At 45.7% G+C, this 11,390-nt stretch carries 12 protein-coding genes; 2 read left to right on the forward strand and 10 right to left on the reverse strand.

The window, feature by feature from the left end:
• Positions 1–45: 45 nt before the first annotated feature.
• Entirely contained in the window at positions 46–1,392 is a 1,347-nt protein-coding gene (locus tag J2T19_RS22695) for a hypothetical protein (RefSeq protein ID WP_307219845.1), read from the reverse strand.
• Positions 1,393–1,836: 444 nt separating this feature from the next.
• Between J2T19_RS22695 and J2T19_RS22700 the strand changes: the two genes are divergently transcribed.
• Positions 1,837–2,298: a MarR family winged helix-turn-helix transcriptional regulator gene (locus tag J2T19_RS22700; RefSeq protein ID WP_056697214.1), complete on the forward strand. Its 462-nt coding sequence runs from the start codon at positions 1,837–1,839 to the stop codon at positions 2,296–2,298.
• Between the two features lie 108 nt (positions 2,299–2,406).
• Here J2T19_RS22700 and J2T19_RS22705 read toward each other — a convergent pair whose 3' ends face one another.
• The 3 genes from J2T19_RS22705 to J2T19_RS22715 all read right to left on the reverse strand — a co-directional run bounded on the left by J2T19_RS22705 (position 2,407) and on the right by J2T19_RS22715 (position 5,157).
• Positions 2,407–3,960, reverse strand: coding sequence for an MDR family MFS transporter (locus J2T19_RS22705; RefSeq protein ID WP_145052239.1), 1,554 nt, complete (start codon positions 3,958–3,960; stop codon positions 2,407–2,409).
• Positions 3,961–4,016: 56 nt separating this feature from the next.
• Entirely contained in the window at positions 4,017–4,598 is a 582-nt protein-coding gene (locus tag J2T19_RS22710) for a GNAT family N-acetyltransferase (protein ID WP_370874929.1), read from the reverse strand.
• A gap of 271 nt (positions 4,599–4,869) precedes the next feature.
• Complete coding sequence (locus tag J2T19_RS22715; protein WP_145052233.1) at positions 4,870–5,157, reverse strand: hypothetical protein; 288 nt, start codon at positions 5,155–5,157, stop codon at positions 4,870–4,872.
• Positions 5,158–5,341: 184 nt separating this feature from the next.
• On the opposite strand from J2T19_RS22715, the gene msrC reads away from it, so the two are divergent.
• A complete protein-coding gene (gene msrC, locus J2T19_RS22720) occupies positions 5,342–5,821 on the forward strand; it encodes a free L-methionine (R)-S-oxide reductase MsrC (RefSeq protein ID WP_307219853.1) in 480 nt (159 codons plus the stop codon).
• A gap of 166 nt (positions 5,822–5,987) precedes the next feature.
• Here msrC and J2T19_RS22725 read toward each other — a convergent pair whose 3' ends face one another.
• The 6 genes from J2T19_RS22725 to J2T19_RS22750 all read right to left on the reverse strand — a co-directional run bounded on the left by J2T19_RS22725 (position 5,988) and on the right by J2T19_RS22750 (position 11,325).
• The gene (locus J2T19_RS22725) at positions 5,988–6,800 is read right to left on the reverse strand and encodes a MerR family transcriptional regulator (protein ID WP_307219855.1); all 813 of its coding nucleotides are present in this window, start codon (positions 6,798–6,800) and stop codon (positions 5,988–5,990) included.
• 59 nt (positions 6,801–6,859) lie between these two features.
• Positions 6,860–8,284, reverse strand: a complete 1,425-nt coding sequence (locus tag J2T19_RS22730; RefSeq protein WP_307219857.1) for an aldehyde dehydrogenase family protein — start codon at positions 8,282–8,284, stop codon at positions 6,860–6,862.
• Positions 8,285–8,584: 300 nt separating this feature from the next.
• Entirely contained in the window at positions 8,585–9,805 is a 1,221-nt protein-coding gene (locus J2T19_RS22735) for an MFS transporter (RefSeq protein ID WP_307219859.1), read from the reverse strand.
• A gap of 235 nt (positions 9,806–10,040) precedes the next feature.
• The gene (locus J2T19_RS22740) at positions 10,041–10,508 is read right to left on the reverse strand and encodes a MerR family transcriptional regulator (protein WP_307219861.1); all 468 of its coding nucleotides are present in this window, start codon (positions 10,506–10,508) and stop codon (positions 10,041–10,043) included.
• Positions 10,509–10,628: 120 nt separating this feature from the next.
• The gene (locus J2T19_RS22745) at positions 10,629–10,838 is read right to left on the reverse strand and encodes a DUF6366 family protein (RefSeq protein ID WP_307219864.1); all 210 of its coding nucleotides are present in this window, start codon (positions 10,836–10,838) and stop codon (positions 10,629–10,631) included.
• A gap of 190 nt (positions 10,839–11,028) precedes the next feature.
• Complete coding sequence (locus J2T19_RS22750) at positions 11,029–11,325, reverse strand: SdpI family protein (RefSeq protein WP_307219867.1); 297 nt, start codon at positions 11,323–11,325, stop codon at positions 11,029–11,031.
• Between the last annotated feature and the right edge of the window lie 65 nt (positions 11,326–11,390).

Consider the following 11,390-nt stretch of genomic DNA (forward strand, 5'->3'; position numbering starts at 1 on the left):
GATAATATACACTCCTTCTCATTTTTGGTTGAATTAACGCCAGTGTTATTGAGAGAAAGAGGTATATTGCGGCGGCCGCCCTGGCGGCGCTTGTGACCATTGACTGAATCCATCGAGCTGTTCTATTCGAAAGCCAACATCATCATCTGACAAGACTTGGTTCTTTATTGCTCCCGGAAGTGCAGCAGTTGGAGCGGTTGCTCCACCTCCATTTGCACCAGACGAGCTTGAGCTTGTACCCGTATAAGCACTAACTGCTGGAGAAGTTACTGCCACATTCCAGCTTGTTGATTGCTCTGCACGTGGCTGCAAGGGAGACACTACACGTGTGTCTGCTTTATTCACACTTGCATCTGCCTTACTCTGTACTTGCTCAGTAACAATCGGTTTCACAGATGGTTGATCAATAAGAAACTGCTCGTTATCTGGCAATCCTACATTCACATCAGAATGTTGAATCAGATCGGCTCTTTCCACTGATAATGCCTGCGGGACAATACCTTCTGGACGGAGAGCCGATTCAGGGGTAACTTCAGTCACCTTGCCTGTAACCTGTACTACATCTTGTCCTTCTGTGTTGTCCGGGGATGATGCCATATCAGAAGATTCAATAGTATTCGGAATTAGAGCTTTCGGTGTTTCCACATCCACCGGGTGTTCTGATGTACTCGCAGGGCGTTCCGGCTTCACCGAGGGAATGTCCACCGATCCTTTACCAGGATCAACTTCTGAGGATACACCTACGGCTGGAACTGATGCTTCCACCGATGGAAGCTGAACTTTACCTTTACGCAGATCTACACCAGAGGAAGAGACATTCACCGAAGTCACTTCAGGTACATCTACCTTTACGGAAGGTAGTTCAACCTTGCCCTGCCGAAGGTCTGTTTTCACAGCAGACGTCTCTGCTTGAAAGACCTCGGGTACCTCTGCGGTAACGCTAGGCAAGGAAGCTATTCCTTCGTTCAGGTTGACCTGACTGCTCGATACATCTGCCCGAATTATCGGTGTATCCGCCTGCACAGACGGCAGTTCTACGGTTCCCTTATTGGCATCGATACCAATCTCTGATGTTCCAGCCGATCCAAGCGGTGTATCTACCTTAAGCTCAGATACACTCAGCTTGCCTGCCGAAGCATCCGCTTTGATCAATGGAACCTCAACATCCAGTAATGGTGTTGATACCGATACGGATGGAGTCAGGTTCAACCCACCTTCCGAATCACGTGAGAACAAATTCAGCGACAATCCATTGGAGGATTTTTCTGAAGCGGCCTGAGCATCACCCGCATAAACATGCGATGAACCCAAACTTATTACCAAGGCTCCTGTAATGACAGCCAGTGGTATACTGGCAAGACGTACAATCGATCTGGGTAGCTTTACCTTCAAGTTGCTTCACCCCCTTTCGCTTGTTGCGTTGGTGGGACAAGGCATATTATGAGTTTTCCCCTAGGAATAATTAGAATACAGGGATTTGTGCCTGCTCCTCATTAAACGTGAAGGCGTTTACTCAAACGGTATCGTAGCAAAAACTTTAAATTTAAAGTATCTTACCGCCTTCATCTCATTATGAGGAATGCCATTATTCAATATTGCACTCCTAGCTCCTTCTTCTCTTTCTGTTACGTTATAAATCGGAGATTGGATCACCTACATATGTATTTTATTGAAGTTGATTAATGATTAAATTTTAAATGCTAAAAATGCAGATCTTGTGACATATCGCATGTTTTTCGTAGAATTAGAGGTTTACAATACAGTCATGGCGACAATTCGAAATCGTCAAACGTCAACGTATTACCCCATATAACTAACTGTAAAGGCGGGATCAGCATGCTAGAATTACAAGAAATTGAAACAGAACGTTCTCTTCATCTGTACCGCACCTTGGCCAAGACATTTAAGAGCGTGAATGAACACGCTGTATCTGGAAGCAAAGTGCATGGATTCAATCCTACAGCATATGGTTTACTTGAAGTTCTGTATATGAAGGGGGCACAGCCTATTCAACAGGTTGGGGCACAGCTTCTCTTACAGAGTGGTAATGTTACGTATGTTATTGATAAGTTAGAGCAAAAAGGACTTTTACACCGTAAACACTGTCCTCAGGACAGACGGATTATATTTGTGGAATTGACAGAGGAAGGGCAGCGCACAATGGATGATATCTATCCAGGCTATGCTCACAAGATTGATCGTGCTGTCAGTGGCTTGAGCGAAGAAGATAAGACGATGCTCGCTGACTTACTAGAGCGACTGGCGATTGGCGCAGATCGGTTATCAGCCAATAGCTGAATAAACTTAAAAATAGCAATCTAACAAGTAGTTAATAAGTAGCAAAAAGGCAGCCACCTTAGGCTGCCTTTATTTATATTTTACATGTAGTGATGGATAGCCATTTTACTATTTTTTCTCCTTTTTCACACCAGCCACTTGCACGGAGCCTTGTACTTGCTGTGGGGCATCTGCGTCTTCTGGAACCATGAGGCGTTTACGTAGAGCCAGCGTAGCAACCCAAGATACAATCGCAATCACAAACATAATGATGAACAAGGAATGCAAACTGCCCTCAAGCACACTTCGCAGCAACCGCCATTGATCGTCGGACAAAACCGTTTCCGTATGAGGTGCCAGCAATTCGTTCAGATCCCGATCGGAGATACCAGCAGCCGCAAGATTTTGTGCACTGGACAATGTTGAGATTCGATAATTCAACCATGTACCAAAAGCTGCAGCACCAATCGTTTGTCCTAGTGTACGCATGAACGTATGTAGTGCAGTGGATGAACCCCGTTCCCGATATCCTACAGATGACTGAGCAATGATGGTGAAGATTGTGAATGCAAAGCCAAACCCAAGTCCATAGATAAAGGTCAGAACAAACAACACGTACTGCGGCGATGAACCGCCGACCAAGAATAATCCGCCTGAACCGATTACAATGCCAGTCAGTCCAATAAGTGACGTCATACGCGATCCAATCTTCATCAAGAGTCGACCTGCCCACACACTGCCGATCAGCCAGCCAACAGACATTGGCGCAAGCAACAATCCGGATTCAGTCGCATTTCCCCCACGCACACCCTGCACCCACAGTGGCAGATAACTCGTAAGACCGATCATCAGTGAGCTGGTTAACAGCCCAGCGATATTCGCCACACGAATGTCTTGAATGCGGAAGAGGTGAAGTGGAACCATCGGAGCTTCGGCTCTTTTTTCAACCATGAAGAATAATACGATAAAAGCTACAGCTACCGCACTGAGCCCCAGGATCAACGGAGAACTCCACGCGTAATACTGTCCACCCGCTGACAAAACAAAGAGCAGTGCTGTAATTCCAACAGTGAAGGTCAGCGCGCCCATCACATCAATTTTGGCAGTACGTGGTGACACATTTTCATGCAAATAACGAAATACAAACCACATAGCTAACAAACCAAACGGCACATTAAAGCCAAAGATCCATTGCCAACCTAGATTATCTACAAAATAACCGCCGAGCAGCGGTCCAGCCAGAGATGAAATTCCCCATACTGAGCTGATCCAGCCTTGAATTTTGCCCCGTTCCTCAATCGGATAGATATCTCCAATAATCGTAAACGTCACAGGCACTACCGCACCTGCGCCAATCCCCTGGATGGCTCGAAAAACAATGAGCATCTCCATATTCTGCGAGAAACTGCATAGTAACGAACCGAGTATAAACAGAGCACAGCCGATTAAGAATACAGGCTTCCGCCCATACAAATCACTGATTTTACCAAAAATCGGGGTACTAACCGCCATTGTGAGCAGATAAGCTGTAAATATCCAGCTAAGCAGTTGCACACTGCCCAATTCACTGACGATCGTCGGCCCTGCCGGCCCAATGACCGTACCTTCAATGGCGGACAAAAAGGTTGCTAGCAGCAAACCCGCCAAAATGAGACTGCGTTTGGAATTTCCCGTCGTATTCAATGGAACCCTTCTCTCTTCATTTCTATATCAACTAGAAAATGTCTAGTTGAATCTTTTTATTTGTTATTACGCGCCCGTAGCCATTCATCATAGAGCAGAGAATACATTAACATGTCTTTGTATCCCGTAGACGTATGTTGAATTTGACGAAGTAATCCCTCTTTTGTAAATCCCATATTCTCCAGAAATCCACCTGACGGCGCATTACGTGGATCCACAAGCGCCTCAATACGATTAAGTCCCATCGTCTCATATCCAAAGGACAATAGTACCGAGAATGCCTCCGACATATACCCATGCCGCCAGTAGTCACGTCCTAGCTCATAGCCGATCTCACCGCGGAATGCGCCTTCAAGTTGCCATGTATTGAATCCACAACTTCCAATAAGGCGTCCTGTCTCTTTCAGCTCTATTCCCCAACGGATCGCATCCTCTTCTCCCGCCATCTGGTTAAGCAGACCAATCATATCCGCTGCTTCGGTTGCCCCAACCATTGGCGCAAGATTCATATAACGGGTCACCTCTCGATCTGACCAGCATGCGAACATCTGAGCAGCATCCCGGCGTCGCATTTTGCGCAATCGAAGCCGCCCCGTCTCAAGCTCAGGAATTCTACCTTTACATTTATACATCAACATACTCTCCGATCCGATCCATCTCTAAAGACCATAAAAATTCACTAATTATCTAACCATAACCTGCGCATGATGGCAACGGTTTAATCCTCATTCATGCATTTCAAAAAAGTACGATGATGATAGGAGTTTGCCTTTTGAACAGCCTTTATTATAACATCAAAAAAAACCGGGACACATCGTGCTCCCGGTCTTACTCTACATATTGCTCAACTTATCGGACACATTCAAGCTATAGAGCTTGTCCCAATCATGTCTTCACGATTAGGTTTACCTACGCTTCGGTGCCTGTCGCTAGCAATTCATTGCTGACTCGGCCGAGTACAGTCGTAATTTCCTTATACTCCTCAATGCCTGTGCCTGTAAGGCTCCACTGGTCTCCGTGAGCAGTCAGGAAATTCTCTTGGGTCAGGTGTTCAAGCTCCTGCTTAATCTCCCGCTCTCCCACACGATATCCCCGTTCTTCCAGCCAGGGCAATGCGTCACCAACAGTCAAATCCTGATGCTGTGCCAAATATAGAAGATGAATCCGTACAAAAAGATTCTGTACCTCTGCGTGCATAAGTCAATCTCCTTCCAGGGTTCGCCCTCTGTGATTGCTAAGTAATTACCCCAGTGAAGAAGCAGAGAAACAGGAGGAATTTGCAGGGTAGTTCCTTCGTTTTCAAAATCCTCCGCTTGACTAACGACATACACTACACTATCTTGAAAATAAGTACCATTTTTGCTCGGGAGGGTGATTAACCATGTTTCAAGCTGTTTCTTATGAAGGAACACGAAGCGAGCAGCACAACGCCGTCCTGGGACAGTTAAGCGCTCTGATTCGCGATGAACCTAGCGCCATTGCCAATCTGGCAAACGCAGCGGCGCTGCTCAATGTATTTTTGACCGATACCAACTGGGTCGGCTTCTATCTGTATGATGGCAAAGAACTTGTACTTGGTCCATTCCAAGGACTGCCTGCCTGCATTCGTATCCCACTTGGACGCGGTGTATGTGGCACATCCGCTGCAGAAAAACGTACCCTCGTCGTTGACGATGTACATGCTTTTCCAGGCCATATTGCCTGTGATGCTGCATCCAACAGCGAAATCGTCGTACCGATTATTAAAAATGGGGAACTATACGGAGTACTCGATATCGACAGTCCGATTAAGAACCGTTTTGACGACGAAGACCGAACCTTCCTGGAGCAAGCAGTGCAACTGCTCGTAGACCAACTGTAAGTAGGTCTTGTGCGCCTCTCTACGCATTAAGCTTGTGAGGCTCACTTGCCTTATACAAACGGAAAATTCGGCAAATGAAAAAGCACAGTCCGCAACTGGACTGTGCTTTTTCATTTGCCCAACTTCATACACCCATGTTCTGCTCGCCCTTCAACATGTTATGCATCTAAGACAATTCTTGTTCCGCCTTAATGATCATCGCATCCCTTAAGAATTCAGCAAGCTTAGGATGATATCCGTCATACATTTGGCGGAAATTCTGATGTTCAACGTACAGATTACCTAACTCCCGGTAGATCTCGGCTGTAGGTGTGTAGTACCCTTTGACCCATTCCAGGTGTCTACTAATAATCTGCTGCACCTTCGGACTATCCGCAGATAATCCATCCTCAATGGCCTGATGCAAGTCACGATTGATTCCATCGATCTTCTCCTGGGAGTCCAGATAGTCTCTTTTCGTCTTAAGCTGTACACTTTGGAGCGTGTTATCAGGCGACTGATTAGGCCTAGGCTTGTCTGAGTCCATCTCATCCAGCTTCGGACGATGCATCGAATCAGCACGCGATGAAGGTTGTTGCAATAACATATTACGCTGTCTCGGCTCAACAAATCCCTCGTATAGTGCGCTCTCTTCAATTTCTTGCTCACCTTGCAGATGGGATATCGTTTTGTCGAGTGTTTGTATCAGACCATGCAAACGAAGTGCCTTTTCTAGCATTTGAATACGTTGCTGCTGCATCATTTGAATCATGTCATACGGATCTTCTTGTAGCATTGAGCCGATTTCTTCCTGCTCCACACCAAGTTCCTTGCAGAACAGTATTTGCTGGAGCTTCAATAGTTCCGGCTTCTCATAATACACGTCGTTCGGGTCACTTCCGACAAACGCCGGGGTCAACAGCCCAGCATCCACATATTGACTTAACTCATCCAAACTTACTCCGGACATACCGGATACGTCAGCGATAGTATATGCCATTCTAAACACCTCCTGTCCTGGTCTGCAACTACTGAGTTCAGACATGTTATGGGGTATACTTAATTTTTATTAAACATTACAAATTTCAATTCCGTCATCTCTTCCACCGCGTATTTCACACCTTCACGTCCCATACCGCTTTGCTTCACACCACCGTATGGCATATGATCAACCCGGAATGTAGGAATATCATTAATCATGACACCGCCAGCTTCAATGTGTTCCGCCGCATGCAAAGCGGTCTGAATATCATTCGTGAATATACCTGCTTGCAGTCCATAGATGGAATCATTCACATGCTCAATACCTTCTTCTATTGAATCAATCGTATTAATGACCACAATCGGAGCAAATACCTCCTGACAGGATACTTTGGCGTCGCGGGGTACGTTGACTAGCACAGTAGGACGCAGAACCCCACCTTCTACTTCGCCCCCAGCCACCAGTTCAGCTCCTGCCTGCTTCGCTTCGGCTATCCATTCTTGTGTACGTTGTACATCCTTCGCTGATATTAGCGCAGACACAACTGTATCCGGATTCAAAGGATCACCTATGACGACTTGCTTAGCCGCCTCAGCAAAACGACGAATAAATTCATCTGCGATCTCACGATGTACATAAATGCGTTGGAGAGAGATACACACCTGTCCCTGATAAGTAAATGCGCCTATCACACTTCTAGGGATCACTTTATCAAGATCCGCATCCCGATCCACAATAACCGCAGCATTCGATCCAAGCTCAAGGGTCACTCGTTTCAACCCGGCCTGGCTGCGAATGCTCTTCCCTACAGCAGGACTCCCTGTAAAAGTAATGTGGGCAATCCGTGGATCAGCCACGAGCACATCACCAATCGTCTTGCCATCTCCACTAACCACGTTCAGAGCACCATCTGGTAAGCCAGCCTCCTGAAGTAGATCAGCGATATAGTATGAGGACAATGGGGTCTGTTCTGCTGGTTTCAGCACAATGGTATTACCCGCTGCGATCGCCGGTCCAACCTTATGCGCAACCAGGTTCATCGGGAAGTTAAACGGCGTAATTGCTCCAATGACACCGAGCGGCTGGCGCATCGTAAATCCAACACGTCCTTCTCCGCCCTTAGCTGCATCCATAGGTACGGTCTCGCCAGTTAGACGTTTCGCTTCTTCTGCTGCAAAACGGTATGTCTCAATGGTCCGTTCTACCTCGGCTAATGCGGCTGTAATTGGCTTCGCCGCTTCCAGAGCAATAACTCGTGCGGCCTCATCCTTGCGTTCCTCGAGCAGCGCTGAAAGCTTATATAGGATATTCGCACGCTGATGTGCGGGCATTCGGCGCATTGTATCTCCGGCCTGAGTTGCCGCAGCAATGGCTGCTTCCGTCTCTTCTGCCGAAGCCGTAGCAACCTCCGCAAGTGTCTCACCAGAATAAGGTGCCTGAAGCTTTTTATATTGTATAGACTCGGTAGGTTTTCCCCCGATAAACAGATGTTGTTTTTTCATTGCTGCATCCTCCATCCCTTTATTACTACAAGATGAACATATAAATGAACACGGGATCACCCTATTTATTTATACACTATTTTAATATTCTCAACCCAGTAGATCGGCTTAATATTGCTTATTTCATCTAAGCAACAATCTCAGATGCCTCCAACCGTAAAGCTCATATACAAGCTCTTTATCATGCAGCTATAGCGCTATTCAACTGTTAGTACAAGACAATCCAGCGCCTTATGAGCATGATCTGATCCATCCACCGCTACAAGTATTCGTTCAATCATGTTGCTTCCTCCTCAGGTATTAATGATGTGAAATAGCCGAATCGATCTCACGCAGATGGCTGCGGCGAACCAATAGAACAACCACACCAATCAGCACCATGATCGCGCCAAAATAAAACGGTGTCTCCGGCATATACCACTCGGATAATTTACCTGCAAGCCACGGTGCAAGCGCACCGCCCAAGAAACGAACAAAGCTGTACGCCGCAGATGCTACGGAACGTTCCACAGGTGCGGCTTCCATGACAGCAGTTGTGATGAGCGTATTGTTAATGCCTAGGAAAATACCCGCTACAATAACGGCCACAATGACGGTTGTAGAGGAACCCATGACTGTACCTATTGCCATCACAACCAGATCAATAGCGAACAAGGTTAACATGACACTCATGGATGGAACCGATCCGAATCGGCGTTGCAGTCTAGGAGCTACGAATACAGATGTAATCGCCAGCGCCAGTCCCCAACCGAAGAACACGTATCCTAGACCATGCTCGTCCAGATTCATGACATATGGTGAATAAGCCATTAAAGTAAAGAAACCAAAATTATATAAGAAAGCGGTAATCGCTAATGTTTTGAGAGATGGATAACGAAGTGCCTTGAACGGATCAGACAAGGAACTTCTTGTTTTCGGTTTGGCTATCTTAGGCAGCATAAATGTAATGCTGATAAATGCAATGGCCATTAACACAGCTACACCGTAGAATGGACCGCGCCATGAGATGGAGCCAAGCTCACCACCGAGTAACGGACCTACTGCGATCCCTAGTCCCAGCGCTGCCTCGTACAAAATAATCGCTTTGGCTGTCCCTGATGTGGACAGACCAACAATGGCAGATAATGCTGTTGCGATGAATAGTGCATTACCAAGACCCCAACCGCCGCGATATCCTACTAGAGCACCTACCGTATCTGAGGTTCCTCCAAGAGCGGAGAAAATGATAATGAGTAATATACCGCTCAGTAGCGTCCATTTGACACCAATTCGGCTGGATACAACACCGGTGATCAGCATGGCAATACCTGTGACCGCATTGTAACTCGTAAATAACAGGGAAACCTGACTTTTGGATGCATGCAGTTGATCCGCTATGGCTGGTAAGATTGGATCGACAAGTCCGAGCCCCATAAACGATATAATACATGCGAAGGCTACGGCCCATACAGCTCTCGGCTGTGATAACAGCCCTCCGCGTGATGACGGTAATTCGTCAGGTAGCGATGGTTCTCTTTTCATAATTAATTCCTCCTGATGATGGTCTGTGTAGTTGTGTTGCTTGGTTGGTTCATTATTTAACAGTTAAAGTATTGAAAATAATGAAAATTTCATTTCACTTTCATAAAAAACGCAATCAAAACGGAACAAAAGAACACCGACATGGACGGTGCTTATGTTCTCAGATATATCCATTTATTTTGTGAGGCAGGTCGCCCTATTCCTTTTCAAATCACATTATCTTTCGCACTGCTATTTATCCGTCTTGGACTCGATCTGATGAGTCTTGTTCTTGTTTCTGTTCCTGCAACCGCTGAATACCCGTCTGAACTCGTTCTCGTAACTCCTCAAGTTCACTCTGCACGGCATGAATGCTATGAAGTTTCTGTTCAATCAACTCCAGTTGTTCATTCAGCGTGGTCTCCATCTTGCTCAGCTTCTCAATGCGCTCCTGCACTTCAATCGTCTGCTGATAGTCAAAACGCTGTTCATTCAGTGCATCTGATGTTGCCACATAAGCATGTAGCTCCTGCAGTGAGAAACCCAGTACCTCCTTGGCGCGAACGACCTTCTTCAGATACGTAATATCCTCCCAGGTGTATAACCGCGTGCCACCATCCGTCCGTTGAGGTGAAGGCATGACACCAATCTCTTCGTAATACCGAATTGTACGCTTGGTTAGTCCGCTTTCCTTAGCCACATCATCAATTTTATACAAAGTCATTCCCTTCACCTCACTTATATGTCTGTAATGTTATGTACATAATTATATATAATTGTAACGTTAACGTCAACGTTAGATTTTAATCGCACGAAATCTGATATGAACTTCCACTTTAAAATATCAAAAGAAAATCGATTTTACTGCGATCCCCATCAAAATAATCAATATGATTATCGCAATACCCTTCCATCCTAAGGTGCTTACCAGTTCTCCTAGGTTGCCAATCGTAGCCCGATCATATGCATCCTTCATCGTTCCCGTTGGATTATTCTTTAATTCTTCACGAGCAAGGCGTTCTCTTTCTCGCTGTGGGCTCTCTTGATTCGTCATATTAGCTCCCCCTGTTCTCATAATCGATTGTACTTCTATTATACTAAATAAATGTTTCATTTCTGGTTAAATCATCCATAAAGTTTTCTCTAAATCAGCATAATCTATGTTTATTCGTAAACAGCTACCTTAATGGTTACAAAAAAGACCCGCTTGTGCGAGTCCCCGGTTGGTGCTATGCCTATTTATATTATGCATCCTGCTGCTTCTTTTTAGGTTTACTTTGTAACTCCTTCAAACGCCCTTCAACCTTCACAAACAATCGAATCGTATAGAACGCTAATGACCCCAGACTCAATACCAATGCTTGTACTTCAGTAAACCAAAATCCAAGAATCCCGAAAACCAGAATGATAAAGCCAAACTGCATCATCAGATTCGAGGCGTAATGTTGCGCTTCCTTCCACAATTCCGGATCACTCATCGCTCTTGGTGTACGATAACCATAGATTCCATTGATTGCTCTCGGTGGTTTCTTGAACATCATGAAACCCAGTATAAAATAACACACCCCACAAATGATCCCTAAAATCGATCCAGCCAAAACTGCCT

The organism is Paenibacillus tundrae (genome assembly GCF_030812775.1).
GTDB classification, from domain to species: domain Bacteria; phylum Bacillota; class Bacilli; order Paenibacillales; family Paenibacillaceae; genus Paenibacillus; species Paenibacillus tundrae_A.

Excerpts from the sequence above, each read along its gene's own strand:
- msrC (WP_307219853.1), top strand. The coding sequence starts at position 5,342 with ATGTTTCAAGCTGTTTCTTATGAAGGAACACGAAGCGAGCAGCACAAC.
- J2T19_RS22730 (WP_307219857.1), bottom strand. The coding sequence starts at position 8,284 with ATGAAAAAACAACATCTGTTTATCGGGGGAAAACCTACCGAGTCTATA.
- J2T19_RS22745 (WP_307219864.1), bottom strand. The coding sequence starts at position 10,838 with ATGACGAATCAAGAGAGCCCACAGCGAGAAAGAGAACGCCTTGCTCGT.
- J2T19_RS22715 (WP_145052233.1), bottom strand. The coding sequence starts at position 5,157 with ATGCACGCAGAGGTACAGAATCTTTTTGTACGGATTCATCTTCTATAT.
- J2T19_RS22710 (WP_370874929.1), bottom strand. The coding sequence starts at position 4,598 with ATGTTGATGTATAAATGTAAAGGTAGAATTCCTGAGCTTGAGACGGGG.
- J2T19_RS22750 (WP_307219867.1), bottom strand. The coding sequence starts at position 11,325 with ATGATGTTCAAGAAACCACCGAGAGCAATCAATGGAATCTATGGTTAT.
- J2T19_RS22700 (WP_056697214.1), top strand. The coding sequence starts at position 1,837 with ATGCTAGAATTACAAGAAATTGAAACAGAACGTTCTCTTCATCTGTAC.
- J2T19_RS22725 (WP_307219855.1), bottom strand. The coding sequence starts at position 6,800 with ATGGCATATACTATCGCTGACGTATCCGGTATGTCCGGAGTAAGTTTG.
- J2T19_RS22735 (WP_307219859.1), bottom strand. The coding sequence starts at position 9,805 with ATGAAAAGAGAACCATCGCTACCTGACGAATTACCGTCATCACGCGGA.
- J2T19_RS22740 (WP_307219861.1), bottom strand. The coding sequence starts at position 10,508 with ATGACTTTGTATAAAATTGATGATGTGGCTAAGGAAAGCGGACTAACC.